The sequence below is a fragment of the Bacillus sp. ISL-77 genome (assembly GCF_018613105.1).
Genome location: NZ_JAGGQY010000002.1, coordinates 95,590 through 114,608 on the forward strand (window position 1 = coordinate 95,590; position 19,019 = coordinate 114,608).

16 protein-coding genes are annotated in these 19,019 nt (G+C 39.4%); 5 read left to right on the forward strand and 11 right to left on the reverse strand.

Translation table 11 applies throughout. From position 1 onward, the window contains the following. Window positions 1-423: 423 nt before the first annotated feature. The 5 genes from J7E77_RS00545 to J7E77_RS00565 form a co-directional block, all read right to left on the reverse strand. Window positions 424-1,356, reverse strand: coding sequence for a VCBS repeat-containing protein (locus J7E77_RS00545; RefSeq protein WP_214711642.1), 933 nt, complete (start codon window positions 1,354-1,356; stop codon window positions 424-426). 231 nt (window positions 1,357-1,587) lie between these two features. Then, entirely contained in the window at window positions 1,588-2,400 is an 813-nt protein-coding gene (locus tag J7E77_RS00550) for an SDR family oxidoreductase (protein WP_214711643.1), read from the reverse strand. A 16-nt stretch (window positions 2,401-2,416) separates the two neighbouring features. After that, the gene (locus J7E77_RS00555; protein ID WP_214711645.1) at window positions 2,417-3,259 is read right to left on the reverse strand and encodes an aldo/keto reductase; all 843 of its coding nucleotides are present in this window, start codon (window positions 3,257-3,259) and stop codon (window positions 2,417-2,419) included. A gap of 36 nt (window positions 3,260-3,295) precedes the next feature. Then, window positions 3,296-4,144, reverse strand: a complete 849-nt coding sequence (locus J7E77_RS00560; protein ID WP_214711647.1) for an NAD-dependent epimerase/dehydratase family protein — start codon at window positions 4,142-4,144, stop codon at window positions 3,296-3,298. 12 nt (window positions 4,145-4,156) lie between these two features. Further along, window positions 4,157-5,083: an aldo/keto reductase gene (locus tag J7E77_RS00565; RefSeq protein WP_214711649.1), complete on the reverse strand. Its 927-nt coding sequence runs from the start codon at window positions 5,081-5,083 to the stop codon at window positions 4,157-4,159. Between the two features lie 166 nt (window positions 5,084-5,249). Between J7E77_RS00565 and J7E77_RS00570 the strand changes: the two genes are divergently transcribed. Then, window positions 5,250-5,576, forward strand: a complete 327-nt coding sequence (locus J7E77_RS00570; protein WP_214711651.1) for a winged helix-turn-helix transcriptional regulator — start codon at window positions 5,250-5,252, stop codon at window positions 5,574-5,576. A 223-nt stretch (window positions 5,577-5,799) separates the two neighbouring features. Here J7E77_RS00570 and J7E77_RS00575 read toward each other — a convergent pair whose 3' ends face one another. The 5 genes from J7E77_RS00575 to J7E77_RS00595 form a co-directional block, all read right to left on the reverse strand. After that, window positions 5,800-6,660 carry an ROK family protein gene (locus J7E77_RS00575; RefSeq protein WP_214711653.1) on the reverse strand — a complete coding sequence of 287 codons (861 nt, stop codon included), beginning with the start codon at window positions 6,658-6,660 and terminating at the stop codon, window positions 5,800-5,802. Window positions 6,661-6,755: 95 nt separating this feature from the next. After that, complete coding sequence (locus J7E77_RS00580) at window positions 6,756-9,866, reverse strand: alpha-mannosidase (RefSeq protein WP_214711655.1); 3,111 nt, start codon at window positions 9,864-9,866, stop codon at window positions 6,756-6,758. 24 nt (window positions 9,867-9,890) lie between these two features. Beyond that, window positions 9,891-10,715, reverse strand: coding sequence for a carbohydrate ABC transporter permease (locus J7E77_RS00585; protein WP_214711657.1), 825 nt, complete (start codon window positions 10,713-10,715; stop codon window positions 9,891-9,893). A 14-nt stretch (window positions 10,716-10,729) separates the two neighbouring features. Beyond that, a complete protein-coding gene (locus tag J7E77_RS00590; RefSeq protein WP_214711659.1) occupies window positions 10,730-11,650 on the reverse strand; it encodes a carbohydrate ABC transporter permease in 921 nt (306 codons plus the stop codon). A 77-nt stretch (window positions 11,651-11,727) separates the two neighbouring features. Then, window positions 11,728-13,101: an extracellular solute-binding protein gene (locus tag J7E77_RS00595; RefSeq protein ID WP_251026551.1), complete on the reverse strand. Its 1,374-nt coding sequence runs from the start codon at window positions 13,099-13,101 to the stop codon at window positions 11,728-11,730. A 402-nt stretch (window positions 13,102-13,503) separates the two neighbouring features. Between J7E77_RS00595 and J7E77_RS00600 the strand changes: the two genes are divergently transcribed. From J7E77_RS00600 to J7E77_RS00610, 3 genes are all read left to right on the forward strand, one after another. Further along, entirely contained in the window at window positions 13,504-14,637 is a 1,134-nt protein-coding gene (locus J7E77_RS00600; protein WP_214711661.1) for a GntR family transcriptional regulator, read from the forward strand. Between the two features lie 194 nt (window positions 14,638-14,831). Then, window positions 14,832-15,569, forward strand: a complete 738-nt coding sequence (locus J7E77_RS00605; RefSeq protein WP_214711663.1) for a ZIP family metal transporter — start codon at window positions 14,832-14,834, stop codon at window positions 15,567-15,569. Between the two features lie 207 nt (window positions 15,570-15,776). After that, a complete protein-coding gene (locus tag J7E77_RS00610) occupies window positions 15,777-16,001 on the forward strand; it encodes a hypothetical protein (protein WP_214711665.1) in 225 nt (74 codons plus the stop codon). A gap of 239 nt (window positions 16,002-16,240) precedes the next feature. On the opposite strand, the gene J7E77_RS00615 is transcribed toward J7E77_RS00610, so the two are convergent. After that, entirely contained in the window at window positions 16,241-17,389 is a 1,149-nt protein-coding gene (locus J7E77_RS00615) for a DUF4145 domain-containing protein (RefSeq protein WP_214711667.1), read from the reverse strand. 631 nt (window positions 17,390-18,020) lie between these two features. Here J7E77_RS00615 and J7E77_RS00620 point away from each other — a divergent pair. Beyond that, window positions 18,021-18,731, forward strand: coding sequence for an SGNH/GDSL hydrolase family protein (locus J7E77_RS00620; RefSeq protein WP_214711669.1), 711 nt, complete (start codon window positions 18,021-18,023; stop codon window positions 18,729-18,731). Window positions 18,732-19,019 lie beyond the last annotated feature (288 nt).

Below are 19,019 nucleotides of genomic sequence, written 5' to 3' on the forward strand. Positions count from 1 at the left end.
GTAGTTTGAGCTTTTTATCCAATAAGCTCTATTCACCTCCTCTGTATTTATTTTTTAAGAGCTTATTCAAACTTAAATAATTTTAAATATTCTGTAAACTACTTTGTGAAGAAACTTAACACTCTTTTTCCTATTATTACCTTCACCAATGCCAAGGAGTAAATATTCACTAGTTAGTTCATCTATTGTTTAATTAATCTTATGCTTGTCATCAAGGCTTTTAAGTCTCTTGGTTCTGAAACTGCAGCTTGCATGTTATTTAAGAAAGAAAAGTAACTCCATTTAGAGGAATATTTAAAAAACTTTCCTACCGTAATGTAAAATAGAACACTCATCCTTTTGGGTGAGTGTTCTATTTTTTCTGAAAATGATAATCTTTTACCTGTTTGAAATTTCTAATAAATCCTACTTTCAGTCCATTTTTTACATTTCCCCACCCGACATTGCCACTGTCTGCCTGTCAGGACCAAACACCTGACCGTTCCATTTCAATAGGGTTTGTACATATCCCAGATTGTCAGCATTGTACCTGCCGGCTATCCTCTGATACGCTTCGAGCTCATAAATATCATCCCTATTAAAATCAATCGGGTACAAACCAGATAAAGGGTTAACCCACCCATTAATGGGAGCCTTTAAAATACCTTGGGGGCTATAAATTTCCGATAAATATTCCTTCCCCTTATAAGTAAGGTCAAGAATATACTTTTCTTTGAGATGATAACTGATGACCTTTGCTTTGTATTGATTTTCATATGTCACATCGTACTTGTAGGAATCATTGAATACTTCCGAATTAAAAATTTGCCTTAATTGACCGTTAATATAAGAAAATATATACGCATAAATAGTGCCTGCGCTTCCTCCGGTTTCAATGACCACTAAAATATCATCGCCCTTTTTGCCTGTAAAATCTCCTTGGAAAAGGGTGGGGTTGTATCCAGAGTTATTTTTAAAATGGATGGAATCATAGTGATGTGTCCTCCCATTTTGGACAACCAACGTGATATCTTTCCAAAATGGACTATCAGGAGTTTTATATGCAGTTAGAAAGACATTATCCTTTATCCCGTCTCCATCAATATCGCCTCTCTTTATAGTTACAATGGATGGACCATTTGTTTGTACTTGCCTAGAATCAGCTGATTGCAGTCCCGCCCGTATTTCTAAAAGTTTGTGCTTTGAAGGAAAAGGATTTGGAAAGGATAAGGCAAACTCAATCGATTGCAGTGCTTCAGTAGTTAATCCAGCTCTTGCCTGGGTATTAGCCAAACAATACCAATAATAAGGATGATTCGTTTCACGTATTTTTGTGTAATAGTGATGGAGCTCTTTATTGAAATCATTGGTGTCCATTTGCAGCCCACCTGTCTTGTTATTCTCCATATTGGTCTGTTCCGTTCATCGAATTATTAATAATTTTCACAACGCGCGCTCTCCCGCGTGCGTTTGGGATGCACGTCGGCAGGCACCGTCTATTCAACTCTTACATATAGTCCTCATTATCGCCTATATATTGAAAAAAACGCAGATCTATCTTCGGTATCAAAGATAAATCTGCGTTTCCTTAAAATATAATACTTGAACTTATTTCTTTAACCGCAGTTTATAGAAGTCGGAATCACTTGCGTTAGCAGCAACTGTTTTTAATTGCTCTAAATCATCATAAACGGATACGACTCGACCGACATACTCATCTAGTTCCCCTGCCGCCATATAATAGGCATACTGTGGTGCTTGATGCGGCGGTACATCAATGTTTTGCTCGAATAATGACTCGATGCCAGTTAAATACGTTTGACCTACTCCTGTATATCGCTGGTAACGTGTCATGTCTGTATCGTTTAGGCCTGGATCTAATGCAAATACTTTGATCGGAGTTTCCGCTAACTCTTCCACTAGGTTTTCTGTTAATCTGGCAATCGCTGTTTTGGAGGTTCCATAGCCATTACCATATTTAAATGCACCAATCGTTCCGCCGCCCACTAGATTAATAATCCTTCCAAATCCTTGGTTTAACATGACAGGGACCACTGCATGGACACAGTGAAAAGTTCCAAATAAGTTGGTAGAGACATCAGTAATCCAATCTTCTTGATTCACTTCCCAAGTAGGACCAATGGCCATGAATGCACCGGCATTATTAATCCAAACATCAATTCGCCCATATTTTTCCATTACATTTTCTACTACTAGTTGGACCTCCGCTTGCTTTGTGACATCCATAGAAAACATCGAATGATCTGAAGAAAATTTCTCAAGCTCTGTTTGAACTTCTTTTAATTTTTCGGAATCTCTGCCAGTTCCAACCACGGAAAATCCTTTTTTCGCAAAAAATAAAGCAGTGTTACGGCCGATTCCTCTTGTTGCACCTGTTATGACGACTACTTGCTGTTCCATTTAGAGTTCCCTCCTATTAATCTCTGCCGATTACTTCAGGGTCACCGAACTGACGCTTATTCTGATTAAGAGTGCTTATTTGATTTAAATCTTCTTGTGTAAGTTCAAAATCAAAGATATCCGCATTTTCAGCAATACGATGTGGTTTGATTGATTTTGGAATAGACACGACGCCTGTTTGGATATCCCAGCGCAGGATCACTTGAGCAGTAGACTTATTGTACTTGTTTGCAATCTCAACTAAGACTGTGTCGTTAAGAAGTCCGCCTTGCATAAGGGGGGACCATGCTTCAAGCTGGATTTCATTCTTTTTACAAAAATCATGTAATTCCTTTTGATTAAAGACTGGATGGTATTCCACTTGGTTAACCATCGGTTTAATTTCGCAGTTTGCAAGAAGGTCTTCGAGATGGTTAACATTGAAATTACTTACTCCAATGGCGCGGATGCGTCCATCCTTGTAAAGCTTCTCAAGCGCTTTCCATGTCTCAACATATAATCCTTTAGAAGGTACTGGCCAGTGAATTAAATAAAGGTCTAAATAGTCTAAACCTAATTTGTTCAAACTTGTTTCAAAACCCGCCAAGGTAGATTCATAGCCTTGATCGCCGTTCCAGAGCTTAGTTGTTACAAATAACTCTTCACGAGGTACGTTCGATTCAGCTATAGCTTTGCCTACTCCCTCTTCGTTTCGATAAATAGCAGCAGTATCAATGCTTCTATACCCGACCTCAAGGGCAGTCTTTACTGAATTAACTACTTCCTCTCCTTCTTGTACTTTGAAAACACCGAACCCCAGCCAAGGCATTTTTACACCATTATTTAACGTAGTAGTACTTAGTAAATTTTTTGTCAACATATCTCTCTCCTTTTCCATTTTATAGAAAATTATTAATTATAACTCTACATAATTTCTCCACTGATGAACAGGCTTCCAATTTAATAGCTTTTTAGCCTTTTCGTTACTTAACAATGATTGAAATCCTGTCAAATCACTGCGGAAATCTTTCACTTCTGGAAAACATGTTTCCATAAGCTGCATGCTCTCAATATCCATACTCGAATCATCCGCAGCAATACATAGAGGAACTGAACCTAGTCCGTCTGTTTCAACTGCTAAACGATAAGCTGCTGCTGCGTCTCTTGTGTCAATGTAGCTCCAAAGAATCGTTTTTCGTAATTCAGGCTTATGTATAAAACTAGGGAAATTTTTATACATCTCAGGCGAGATTACATTTCCTAACCTCATAGATACAACCTGCATACCCGTTCTTTGGTGAATCATATCAGCAGTTTTCTCATTTACGATTTTCGATAACCCATAACTTTCTTCAGGCAGCTGTGGGTGTTCCTCATCGATTGGTACATATTTCGGTGCTAAATTTTGCTTAGAAAAACAAATACCATAGGACGATTCACTCGAGGAGATAACCGCCTTTTTAATCCCTAAAGTCCCTGCTGCTTCTAAAATATTATAAGTACTCATCACATTATTTTGGAATGTTACTTCGTTTGGATGGGAGTAGGCAACTGGTATAGCTGCCAGATGTACAACCGCATCAGCTCCTGCTAAGACGCCATAAACTTCGCCAAGCTTTGTTAAGTCTGTAATCACTGTTTTACAAAGCGCTTCTTTTGGATGCTTTATATCGGCATTAACCACTTCATACCCATGATTTAAAAATTCTATTATCACATCTCGACCAAGAAGGCCGCTACCACCTGTTACAACTACTTTTGGCATGTTAATTCCTCCCTATTTAAACACAGCTTGTGGATGCTCATCTGATACTAATTCTAAGTCTGCAGCCCGTGCATTTAATTCAACTTGTTCTACATTTTTACATCCTGGGATTACACTCGTAACAGCTGGATGCATTAGGCACCAGGCAAGTGCCCATTGAGCCATATTAACTCCTTCAGGCACTTCATTTCGTTGAATTTCTTCCACTAGTTTAAGCTGTTTTAAAACTTCACTTTGTAAATGGTTATTCCGAACATCGTTTTTATCAAATACGACACCTGGCTTATATTTGCCGCTTAAATAACCGCTTGCTAATGGAACCCGAGCCAGGACCCCAAGATTTTGCCGTTCACAGGAAGGAAAAACATGTTCCTCTGGTTTACGGTCTAACCGATTATACACAACCTGAATCACACTGGCATTTACTTCCGTTGCTAAGTCGGTTTGGTAGATATTCTCGTTGGAACCGATGGAAATTCCGAGATGACGGATTTTCCCTGCCTCGATCTGCTTGTCCAAAACAGTCCATAATTCGTCATTTTGAAATACGTCATCACTGCCAGAATGAAATTGATATATGTCTACATAGTCTGTTTGAAGAGCTCTTAAAGAATCGTCTAACTGCTTAACTACTTCCCCAGCGGACCAATGATTTGTACGGGTAAAGGATTCATGGAAATGATGGCCGAATTTTATTGCGATTAGCCAATCCTCCCTTTTTTGATTTTTTAAGTAGCTGCCGATAAATTTTTCAGAAAGGTGATCACCGTAACATTCGGCTGTATCAATCAAATTAATTCCCATTTCCTTGGCCTTGTCTAAGATTTCATCTACTTCTTTTTGTGTGAAATCTTTTCCCCATTCGCCGCCATATTGCCAAGTTCCGATTCCAACAACGGAAACATTTAAATCTGTTTTTCCAAGCTTACGGTATTTCATTGGTCTCATCTCCCACTCTTTCAATATGTATGATTAAAACCCTTACACAAAAAAAGTATACGTTTTCTTTATTTAAACAACAACCACTGAAATATTTTTGCTATACTAACCTATATATTAATTACTATTAAATTTATAGTTTCTATAAATTAGAAAGAGGTAGTCTATGAGCGAAGTAAAAGAAACGAAACCTTTAGTGATTGAATGTTCCATTGAAAAAGCACTTAGTGTAATTGGGGGAAAGTGGTCTTTTCTTGTATTAAGAGAGTTATTCGAAGGGACAAAACGGTTTGGAGAATTACAAAAAGCTATTTCAAAAATAAGTCCAAAGGCCTTAACCGATACGGTAAGACATTTAGAATCCAATGGTGTTTTAATTCGGACTGTTCACGCTACAGTTCCCGTAACTGTTGAATATTCACTTACTGAAAAAGGACAATCCTTACATACCATATTAAAAGAAATGAAATACTGGGGTTCTTACTGGGCATAGCATTACTCTATCAGGGGACTCCCTGCGAGAATCTCTCCTTAACTGAATAGGTTGAAGTAGACTACCAAAATAGTGGGATAATGCCGAAAAGGCAATTAAGACATTCCGTAATAATTTAGATTTCTTAAAATGGGCCACAGGGACGGTTTCCACGGTTTCTTATGAAGTTTATGTCATAAAAATGCCGGCAATACCGTCCCCATGCTCCCCCGCCGTGTTCCAGTTAATTCCCCAACGCCATATCCCCAAGCAAAAGCGCCCCAGTGATCCCTGCATTATCACCCAAACCCGGAGCTACAATATAATCCTTCAGATCTGGTAGAGAAACATAGCTATTCATAAATTCCGGCAGATTTTTATATATAGAAGAAAATACTCGCTGCTGGTGCATAACCCCGCCGCCCATAACTATCTTTTGCGGTGAAAGAATTAAAATATAGGACATGAGAGCTTGAGCTAGGTAATATCCCTCTAAATCCCACACCTCCGCACGTTCAACAAGGTTGATGCCCTTGCTCCCCCACCGTTCTTCAATCGCGGGTCCCGCCGCGAGACCCTCAAGACAAGCTTGATGGTAAGGGCATTTTCCCTGATAGGAATCACGTGGATGACGATTCACAAGAATATGACCCATCTCCGGATGAGAAAGCCCTTGAAGGATCCTCCCATGAACAACAGCCCCGGCCCCAATTCCGGTTCCAACCGTGATATACAAACAACTCTCCAGCCCCTTTGCCGCTCCCAATCGTACCTCCGCCAATGCCGCAGCATTCACATCTGTATTAAAGCCAATCGGAACATCGAACGACTCTCTCAAGGCTTGGACAAATGGAAAATCACGCCATCCCGTTTTAGGAGTGGAGGTAATATAACCATACGTTGAACTATCTTGATTTACATCAATCGGCCCAAACGACCCAATCCCAATCGAATCCAGCTCAAATTGTTTAAAAAACTCAACCACCTTCGGGATGGTCTCCTCCGGCACAGTTGTCGGTATCTCCATCCGTTCTCTAATCCCGCCATTATTATCGCCTACAGCACAAACAAACTTGGTTCCCCCAGCTTCAATTGCACCTATCATCGCTATTCCCCCAATATGTAAAAATAACAAGAGGAGCCCAGCACGCGGCGAGCTCCAAACAGAAGCACGAGAACCGTCCCCGTGCTCCCACACTGTTATTTTAACTTTACAATAAAAGTCTTAATTTCGTAAGGTTTGATTTCAAATGTAAAGGGCTGATTTTCTTTAACTTCGGAGGTACCTCTTTCCATTAAGTCGCATTCCTGCCATGATTCAATGCGGAATTCGCTTGATACATCCACTGTTCCTCTTGCACCAGCAAATTCATGCATGCGAATAATCAGATGATCATTGCTTTCTCCTTTTTTAACGGCATCGACCATGACATTCCGAGCCGCAACATGAAACAATGAAACACTTTGTGTATGGCCCTCGGCATAGGTCAATGGATTATTAAGCTCCCAAGCCTGCCGGACAGTATTTCCTTCATACCAGCTTCCAGAATGAGGAAGGATCGAATAAGTAAACAAATGTTCACCTTGGTCAGCTTCAACATCAGGGTAAGTTGCCGACTTTAACAATGTAAGGCGGATGACATTATCTTTGATATCATGTCCGTATTTGCAATCGTTGAGTAAGCTGACACCGTAATCTCTTTCAGAAAGGTCTGCCCACTGATGGCCAACAGATTCAAATCGTGCGTAATCCCAGCTCGTGTTCCAATGAGTTGGACGTTTTACATTTCCATACTGAATATCATAAGTTGCCTCAGTTGCCCGAATGTCAACAGGAAAAGCGACCTTCAATAATTGGTCTTGATCATGCCAATCAATCTTCGTTTCAAAATCGATTCGTGGACTTGCAGCATACAGGACCATTTTCTGATTGATCACTGAGTTTGAGTAAACCCATGTAAACTCAACAACACAACGGACCGGACCATTTTCAATGACGTTTACTTCTTGTAAAGCCGAAATCTCTTTCATCTTTTCTTGGTAATAAAGATCAATATCCCATGCATCAAATCGCATTGGTTTATCTTCAAAGACTTGGAACACATTACCACGCGCATTAGGTGCTAAAATATTTCTTTGATTTTTCTTGTCATAGATTTTTACCAGCTGACCATTTTCATTCCATGAAATCTCATAAAAGTTGGACGAAATACCATTTCCAGATACCGTAAACGACGAAGTGATCTCATTCGTTCCCGTTTCATAAAAAATAGAGCTTTTTCCGAGAGATGGTACCTCATCTACTTTGACAAGCCATGCCCCATCAGAGGTTTGCTGAGCATCGAGCACTTCCCCTGTCTTGTTCTTCCACAATAAATCTCCGGTCGTATTGGTGTTAATTGTAACCGTATCATTTCGCTGCCACGAAGAGGAATTATAAATGGAGAACGATTGTTGCCCATCATTTATCCCTAAAGACTGGGAAGCTTCCTTCCAGGCATTAACTGCAAGCTCATAGGCTTGTGCGTATTCCAGTTTACTGTCTTCATAAACCTCGTGAATGGATGAACCAGGAATGATATCATGGAATTGATTCCGCAGGACAATTTTCCAGCTTTCCTCCAAATCTTGGACAGGATATGCTGACCATGAACCCGAAAGGATACTGCTCAAGGTATTGAGCCATTCTGTTTCACGAAGAATCAGCTCCATTTTACGGTTCATCCGTTTATTATAGGCCTGAGAGGTATATGTACCGCGGTGATACTCAAGATAGAGCTCTCCATCCCATGTATGAACATATTGATCTGTATTGTCTACAGTCTCATGAAGGCGTTTGAAAAACTCATCGGCTCTTCCTGTCTTAACAGCCGGCAAGCCTGGCATTTTGTCTAATCTTCTTCTCATTTCCAGCATTTCACGATTAACACCGCCTCCACCGTCCCCATAACCATAGGAAATTAACAGCTCCTGATTCACAGCTTTATCACGATACGCTTCCCAAACCCCTTTTACAGAACGGGGGGTAATCTGTCCGTTGTATGTATAGAACCAGCGGTCATCTTCAGGTGTCGTGATAAAATGAGTTAAGATCTCCGTTCCATCGATCCCCCTCCATTTAAACGTATCATGCGGCATCCGATTATACTGACTCCAGCTAATTTTCGTTGTCATAAAAGTCTTAATGCCGGATTTCACTAAAATTTGCGGTAGGGCCCAGCTGTACCCGAACACATCCGGAAGCCACAAATATTCGCACTCCTTCCCAAATTGTTCCCGAAAAAACTTCGTACCCAACAGTAATTGACGAACAAGCGATTCGCCTGACGTTAAATTGCAGTCCGCTTCCAGCCACATTCCGCCTTCTGTTTCCCAGCGTCCTTCCTGAACCCGTTTTTCAATTTGCTTATAAATCTCAGGATAATCTTTTTTAATATAATCATATAATTGCGGCTGTGTTTGTAAAAAAACGTAATCCGGGTATTTCTCCATTAAACGGAGTACCGTTGAAAACGAGCGGGCCGCTTTTTCCCTAGTATGTTTCAGCCTCCAGAGCCAAGCCACATCGATGTGGGTGTGTCCAATCGCCGTGACGGTTACAGGGTAGTTATTCGGAATTTGCTCAATTTCTTCATTTAAAACGGCTTGCGCTTCAGAAAGGGAATGATAGAAACCTTCAGAACCAGGCGCAGACCAATCAATTAAAAGGAATGCCCTGTCTAAGGCTTTTAATAAAGATTGCCTTTCCGGCTGATTTTCCTGTAGATACTCTATGGTGGCGAGTGCCGCCCTTGCGGTGTAATAAAGATCATCAACCTTTTCATCCAGGCAGGCGATAAAAGCCGTTTTCAACTGATGTTCCTGCAGGGTCGGTTTACCTCCGCCTTCGAGCCCTGACCAAAGTCGGAAACACATTTCAATGGTGGTACCTGCAGTACTTCCATCCAAAAATACTTCCTGATGGTTCATGTCGACTCCTTGATACGGCTCTCCATTTACGTAGAGCAGGGACTCAAACCCTGAATTATTACCACCGCCTGTTTTTCCGAAATCAAACACGCCAACAATGGTTTCAGTACCCCATTGTTCAGGAATCGGCAGGAGCGTTTTGAGCCAAATGTATTGATCTCGTCCTTCCCATCGATCCCCTACATTCATCGTCCTCCATGGCCCATCCTCACGAGGTTTTTCGGCAATTTTTCCTTCCACATCATCTTGGGCTTGAAACGCTGCCACTGGCAGAATATTTCTATAACGATAGGAATCTAGTTCTTGTATCCTTCTCTCTAGCTTTTCCATTGTCCAAAACATATCAAACACTCCTTTAAATAGTGATTATCCTTTGGAAGCTCCACCTAGACTGAAACCTTGGGACATAAATCGTTGCGAAAACATATATAAAATGACAGAAGGCATTGTATAAAGCATCGAGAAAGCGGCAAGCTTTCCGTATTCAATCATTCCAAAATTACCAAAGAACTGAAAAATTGTGACTGAGGCCGGAAATTTATCTGGTGATTGGATTAAAATGTACGGAACGAAAAAGTTTCCCCAACTTCCGGAAAAGGTAAAGATCGCGACCGTGCAAATTCCAGGAATCATCAAGGGTGCAACCACTTTTCTTAAACCTGCCCAAACGGATGCACCATCGATCCACGCGGATTCTTCTAATTCCAATGGCACAGAATCCATAAAGTTTTTCATCATCCAAATCGCATATGGCAACCCGGATGCCGTTAAAAACAAAATCGTCCCGATAAGAGAATCCTGTATATTGAGATAAAGAAAGAGCTGATAGACAGGCACCATGACTGCCGTAATCGGCAAAGCTGTCATGAACAAAATGGAATACATGAATGGCTTTTTAAATTTCAAAGCATACCGTGATAGTGGATAGGCTGCCATGATGGCCACAACGACAATCAGCACGGATTGTCCAAATGAGATAAATAACCCGATTCCAAACGAACGAAGGTTGGCTGGATTCGTTAAGATGGAAGTGAAATTCTTCACCGTAAAGGAACTGGGCATTTTCAATGCTTGCTGAGCATTAGGATCAAAAGAGGCAAACAGTACCCATAAAAGCGGGATGAGAAACAAAATACCAATAATCGTTAAAATGATGTATGGCACAACTTTTTCAGTTTTGTAACGGTTCACTTCTAACTCCCCCCTTAAACATCGACCTTCATGGACCGGATATAAAACAAGCTCGCACAAATACCAATGAGGAGCAGAATTAATGATATGGCCGTTCCATAGCCAAGTTGGTAATTTACAAATGCCTGGTTATACATATAAATAGGAAGAGTTTGTGTCGATGTTCCAGGACCGCCGCCTGTCATAGCAAAAATTAACGTAAACACCCCTAACGTTTGCAAGGTTACTAGAATCATATTAGTAACAATGGATCCCTTCACCATCGGCAGAACGATACGGAACAAGACTTGAAAACGGGAAGCTCCATCTACCATCGCTGCTTCTTCCACACTTTTCGGAACATCATCCAAGGCTGCCTGGAAAACCAGCATCGAAAAAGCAGTTCCGTGCCAGATATTAGCGACTACCACACTGACCATCGGAAAGGTATAAAGCCATGTAACTTGTTTTAAACCAATATGCTGAAGGAGCATATTTAATGTTCCGTTATCACTTAAAAATGCCACCCAACAAAAAGCAACCACGATTTCAGGAGTTACCCAGCCGGCAATGACAATAATGCCAATGATCCGGCGAAATGTTGTGTTTTTCTCCTTCATTAGGACAGCCAGAATAAACCCCAAAACCTGCTGGCCAATGACGGCAGAAAAAAGCAAGAACACAATCGTTTTTACCACACTAATCCGGAAATTCGGATCTTGAAACATCGTTATAAAGTTTTGAAAACCGATAAACTGAACACTCTTAGCCGCTGTACCTGTTAAAGTAAGATTCGTAAACGCAAAATAAAAAGTCAGTAAAATAGGACCAACAAAAAAGACAAGCAATAGGATCCATGCCGGAAACAAAAAGAGAACCGATTTCAGCAGCGTATGATTCTTTTTCGTTTTCTGCTTGATAGTGACTGTTGGTGAGACAACCGTATTTGTATTCATTTCACACCCCGTCCTATTATTTATGTTAAAGGCTACCTTTTTAGGGTATTACAAGGTAGCCTTGCATACCTATACGACTATTTTTCGATTACATTATCTGAACCGACAATTTTTGTGACATTGATCTGATACTGCTTTGCAGCCTGATTTGGTGTTATTCTTTCTGATACAACGTCTTCGACAAGGGTTTGTATTTGAGTCGATACAGTTGGATATTTATCAACTGCTGGGCGGAAATGCGTAAATTTCAAAAAGTCAGTGGCTTCTTTAAACATTGGGATTTCTTGATACTTTTGTTCTTGTGCAACATCAGTACGCGGAGTCAAATTCCTTTCTTTCGATAGGAGCCCAAGATTGTTTTCTTTACTTGAAGCAAATTTAATAAACTCCCATGCTACATCTTTATCATGTGAATTTTTTGGAATAGCAAGAGCCCATCCACCGGACATGGATGTGGTTCCAGGAGCCTGTCCATGTTCAGTCGGCATTGGTGCAAACCCTAACGTCTTGAAGGCTTCAGGCCAAGGTGCAGCACCCGTTTCCCCCCAAGTGCCTGCCTGCCAGAATCCATCCAATCCGATGGCAAGCTTTCCTTGAGGCATTAATTGCTGGTATGCCATGGAACCTCCCTGCCCATTTAGTACCTGGGAAAGATTCGGCCCCAGCTTCTCCTTATAGACCGTATGAATAAAGTTGAATGAATCCGTTAGCCCTTGGCTTTTTACAATCCACTTTTTCGAATCGGTATCATATAGAGGTGTTTCCGTACCATATAGCAGCATTTCAAAAGTTTGCATCGACGTTGCTTCCCCTGTGGCTTTACCTGAGTTCATCCATAATGGTGTGACACCAGGCACCTTTTCTTTTATAGTTCGAGCCGCTTGAAGGATATCATCCCAGTCTTTAGGTTCCCATGGAACTGGAAGACCCGCTTTTTGGAATAGATCCTTGTTATACCAAAGTCCCCGGGAATCGGTGTTATATGGCACCCCATAAATTTTTCCGTCCTGAGCAATTACACCCTTTTTAACGCTGTCATTAAAGTTGCTCCAATCACTCCAGTCCTTGATCTTATTATCAAGAGGCTCTAAATAGCCTGCACTCGCATCTGAATTGACCATAAAGGTATCCTCTGTGACGATGTCAGGTGCCGTATTTGGGGATTTCAGCATTAAGGCAATTTTGGCAAAATAATCACCCTCTGAAACATTAAGCGGTGCAAGCTGAACATCTACCTTTGGGTGGTCCTTTTCAAATTGCGGTATGATCTCTTTATTAAGCCAATCAGTTAACCCTTTGTTTGTTCCTCCTCCTGATCGGTAGGTAATTTTGATTTCTTGCTTATCACTGCTGTTGGAGGATGTGCTTTGATTTGAACACGCTGAACTTACTAAAACACTGCCGGTGATAATCGAAACAGCCGCAATCTTCTTCAACATCTTCTTTTTCATAAATCTCTCCCCTTTTACGCTTATTTTCATTAAAGAAAACGGTTACAATTTTGATTTAAAAAAATGGATGATTACTCTCACCTGGTACTTAATCCCTCCCTTAACATAATTTACTAACTTAATATATCAATATCTTAATTGATATATTAAGTACATGTCAATATATCATTTGAATTTTCTTTCTATTCACACAAAAACAATCCAAAAGTACTATAAAATGTAAATAGATAGCATTTTCGTATTACTATTCAAGCTCTAGTTGATTGTTTTTTTATTGAATGCATTAAATATGTCTATTTCTTTAAGAAAAATAGGGATACCAATGTAAAAATATGAAACTACATTGAAATAATTTGTACTATATGATATATTAAATATACCAACTTATTAGGGATGAGATATATGGAAACTCCATTGTATGAAAAAATTTACCTTAACTTGCTAAACCAGATTGAGACTGGTCAATTGAAACCAAGGGATCAGGTTCCCACTGAGAAAGAATTGGCCGACCAATATCAGGTCAGTCGAATAACTTCTAAAAAAGCGCTTGAGAAATTAGTGCAAATTGGGGCTATTGAGCGCATCCGCGGCAAAGGCTCCTTTGTATCTAATACACTTCCGGATTTTGGAGCCATTAGTCCTAAGACTAATTCGGAACAAAGGGATCATCTAATTCAAGAAATGAATGAGTTAATAGGACTAATCATTCCCGAATTCTTTAGGGATTGCTTTGGCAGGCAAATACTGAGTATTATTGAGAAACGTTGCTCGGAATTGAAGTTTAACTTATTAGTTAAGGTGACATATGGAAGCCAGGAAGAGGAGGAAGATGCCATCAATACAATGGTCCAGCAGCAGGTGAAAGGGATCATTATTTTTCCTGTCCATGGGCATCATTACACAACAAGCTTACTGCGATTGGTTCTGGAGGGATTTCCACTCGTCTTAATCGACAGATATTTAAAAGGAATACCAGCCTGCGCCGTTTATACTGATAATCATACCGCGGCTCAAAGTCTAACAGAATTTCTGTTTACTCGCGGACATGAGCATATTGCTTTTGTTTCACCTCCAGAGGAATATACCTCCTCAATCGAAGAGAGAATCCAAGGGTTTAAAACAGCTTATTTACAAAAGGGGATTGCCGTAAATCCGAGCTATATCTTAGCCGATATGTTCAGTACATTGCCGACTTTTGATCGATCAGCTGAGTTTTTCGAGGATCAGATCAAGCTGCGGAATTTCATTCAGGAAAATTCTCATGTAACGGCATTTATTGCTTGTGAGTATGAAATCGCCTGTGTACTTGCACAAGTACTGAAATCCCTCGGAAAATCGATTCCGGATGATTACGCCATTGCTTGCTTCGACCATCCCGGATGGTTGTATAATGATATGATTTTCACTCATATCAAACAGGATGAAGATGTCATCGGATCAAAGGCAGTAGAATTACTGTTAAAACAAATTCAAGGAGAAACGGTCCCAGTACAAAATATGGTAGATTACAAGTTGATTGAAGGAAATACCATATAATGTGGAACTTCTCGTAATTAAATATAACTTGTTTAATGTCTTTTTATGGTTTGGCCGGATTCTCATGAATCTGGTCTTTTTTTTAGTGTCTGTGACAATTCTCCTGTTTTAAAATCATACTTTTAGGTGAAGGGAGTAAAAAGAAGCAAGAGAACCGTCCCCATGCTTCCACAAACTAACTTGGAGGAATATGTATGAGTATTGTCCTGTTTATCGTTGTTTTCATTTCGTCTGTTGCTTATATATTGGGTGGCATGATTGTTTTAATCAAGAAAAACTGGTCTCAAACTAGTGTTCTCGCTATAGCTGCCATGAGTGCCGGCTTGTTGTTGTCTATAGCAATCCTTGATTTAATTCCAGAAACTCAAGCTGAACTAAAAAATAGCAGTCTTTTTATCATGCTGGGTCTTATTTTCATGTACCTTGTTTCCTATTTGTCAAAGGCATCAAAAAAAGGGAAAGGGAACAACGAATTCGATGACGGTTCCATGCTAGGAATCTCATTGGGTATGTCTCTTCATAATTTCCTTGAGGGTTTATCCATCGGCGTTAGTTATTCTATTAGTGTCAATTTAGGAATAATGGTTTCCTTTGCATTGGTTCTACATAAAATCCCTGAAGGAATCACCTATGCCGCATCGGTGTTAGCCATAACTCAAAATCATAAAAAAACCGTTATTAATCTGTTATATCAAGGCCTATTTATGTGGTTAGGTGTTGGAATGTCCATTTTGTTATCTTATTTCATAGAGATAAACGAAAAGGCTCTAGCCATTCCAATTGCCATAATCGCAGGCATATTCCTCTACCTCGGCGGAACCGCCTTACTACCAATGACCAATAAAATCACCAACAGAAACATTCCCATCTCTTTTGTGAGTGGAGTAATCATCTATATTATATTTCATAGCATTTCTGAGTTTTTAGGATAGGGAGCAGGGGGACGGTTCTCATGCTTCGCAAAAATGGAAAAATGGGGTCAGTCCCCCGGCGCGTTAAAGCTTTAGTTTACCGGGGGACTGTCACTAGAATTCTGGCACGCAGGTCTCAAGCAGTTTTGAAGGCTGCTTGAGACCCCAAATTTTCTTATCTATATTACAAAAAAGTTCCCCTGCAAAATTTAAGCTGGGGAACTTTTTATGGCTTATTTAGTATGGTTTGGATGGATTATATCTGAAACAATTGACTCCTTTATGAACAAATCTACCAAAACGTTATACCTCCTAATTCCCTCAGATTGTTCCACCGGTGCATTTTGGATGGAGGATAGACTATTTTTAAAATGGGCACTTGATTGGTTAATAGTAGCCATTTCATTCCTTTTCGTTCCAGTTCATCCCGTTCCGCAGGTAATATTTTCATAAGTTGAATCACCTGTTTATTCAAAGATTTCTATTCATTTTTCCCTATATTCTATTTTCAATCATTTTCAAAATAAATCCTGCTAATCGTTTAGAGATTTGAAAAGATGATAGGTTAGATTCAAATATGTATGGCGTGACTGCGTGGGAATCGAACCGCCCACAGGTCTTGTGGTCGGCACTATCCTCTTAATTACTTTGTGAAACTCCTCGATGAAGCTCATAAATCAATTATCAAATCATTAAAATTGAGATGTTACAGGCTCAGGAACTTTACTACTTTGTTGTTTTTCCTTTAATTGATCAAATAACTTTTGCACAGTCCCGATTCCTACATTTGAATACTTAGCCAAAATAACAAGCTCCTTTGGCAGCTGTCCAACTGTTTCAATTTGATCTTCATTAAGCTGCCTCAAAAGGCTCGGTATTCCTGTGAACTCAGCAGCGGTAAGGGGTATTTGTGATAATTCTTCCGTTACGATTATGTAATCAGCTTTATAGAAGTAGAAGAGTTCCCCTGTCCGTTCCAGTGAAAGTTGTCTCCGTATTTTCTCCTCCTCAAAAAATACTTTTAGTTCTTGAAAGAAGGTTTCATCATTTTTTTCATTATATCGTTTTACATGTTTATGCAATCCTTCTAGATTGTTTGGTAATTCACTCATAATTCGCGCTTGCTGCTCTGCCCCAAGTCTAATGAGAAAGGTCTCAGAAATGGCAAATCGCTGAGGCAATAGAAATGCATCTCGTAAGAAGTATGGAACTTCAAGTTCTTTTCCTTTATAGATAAGTGTACGAATAGGTGTAAAACCCGGCTGTTCTGATTTAGGTGAAAAACCTTCTGTAGACTTTCCTGCATCCCCTTCTCCTTGCTTACCTTGTTGTTTTTCAGTTGATGCAATAAGAAGTTTTTCCAACGATTTGAGCCGCTCTTGTATTTCTACTATGTCAAACGATTGTTTCACCTGTGGTGATGGGTCTTGATAACTTGGAACCGTAAAATCTAATGAACCATATACCTCTACGTACCATTTAACGATTTTATAGATAGATTCCCAAGATAATAACGCTTCTGAAAAACGAAACGTCCGAGTATCATGTGCTGCTTGGTTACCGATTTGTCGAACATAATGAAGTGCATCTCGAATATCGGGTTTTATATAACCGTTTACATTTAGTATATCGATACGGTCTTTTATATTTGACCATTGCTCATCCGGCAATTTTTCTGCTCGAATGACCTGTTTTAAAATATTTTCTACAAATATCCTTGCATGGGTAAGCATTGTCCGCGGGCTACTGAAAATACTATTTTCAAGTTCATTTGCAACTAAGGCTAGCTCTTTTGACATCGGTTCAAGAAATTGATAAAAATAGGATGGTTGTTTCTCCATTTGTTATTTCCCCCGGTTATATTAATCTAACTATAGTATTATTTTACCATATGATTTATGATTTCGTTTCAGATTATATCAGTAATGTATTACAAAAATTGAATTTCAGGCACAGAAAAAGTCCAAGATTAACCGATATAAAAGTTAATTTTGGACTTCTTTCTTCAACTTTTTTGTTTTCTACTATTTAGGGACCAATTATTACATTAGAATACAAAAGAGTGCACTTACCAAAAATTGTTGAATGGTTACTGAATTCTTTTTATTTTCGACAAAATACTACTAAACTCAGGCGGTGACACCGCTATTTGGGAGAAATGGATTCAGTCCCCGTTGGAGAGTTAAAAAAAGTGCCAAGCACTCTATTTACTTACAATTTAAAAGAACCTTGGATAGAAAAGCAGCTTTTATCCCAATATCTAATGTTAGAGTTTTAAACTGCTTTCTGATAACTTTTAAAAAATAACTTGTATCTACAATGGGGTTATTGTTGAAGTTCGCTAACCCCAAAAATGTGACAAAAAGTCTGTCCCCTTTTTAATTTTTATCAAAAAGATGACGAATGTAATTATTATTCATTTTATGAAGATGTTATATTAAAAGAAAAATCCGCCTAAGAATGGTGATATAAGTGAAAATTATTTGTTTTGGCGATAGTCTAACACGTGGGGTCTCCGTAGTAAAAGGGAGATTGCGAATCCTGAAGGAAAACTATCCTGCTTTCTTACAAGAGTTATTTAATCAGCAGGAAGAAAATGATGTTACCGTTATTAACAAAGGAGTTTTTAATGATAACTCTGATTTAATGTTGTCAAGACTAGAAAAGGATGTACTTAATGAACATCCCGATTATACGATTATTGAAGTTGGCGGAAACGACTGCAATTTTAACTGGAATGAAATTATCGAAAAACCCAAGGAGGAACACCAAGCAATCGTTTCTCTCCAACGGTATTTAGCGAATATCAGTGAAATTGTTAAAAAAATGCGAGAAGGTGGTATTATACCAATCATAGCAACCTTACCCCCATTAGACCCAGTCAGATATTATCAGACCATTTCCACCCAATATAGCCCTTCTATTGGGAACTGGATCGGTAAATTGGGGGGCATTCAACACTGGCATGGAATGTATAACTACCATTTAAATAAATTGGCAGATGAGTTAAAGGTACCCAAAATTGATGTTAGAACGGCAATTAAAAAAGCAGGTGATTCGATTAATTTAATCAGCGATGACGGCATCCATTTAACTGCAGAAGGCTATACTGCTTTTAGTATGGCGGTCTTTAATTATTTAATTAAGTGGTCGGATAATCAGATTCTAACATCAAATAGATAGGGTTTTAACTGCTTCTGAATTAATAGACATTAAATGGACACTGTGCTCTTTTGGGTTATAGTTAATTTATGGGAAAATTATATAAAATGAATGAAGCGGGAATAGGAAAAAGCTAAACTTATGTCAGTTTAGCTTAAAAACCATCGTTATGTACTAGCCCACACAATTTCACTAGTTATGGCTGCTGCGCTCCCGCCCTGACCCGTTCTCAGTGTGATTGTTGGACTGAGTTCCCTAAAGAACTGGTACAAACAATATATCATCCCTACCATTTGGAAACTACCTGTA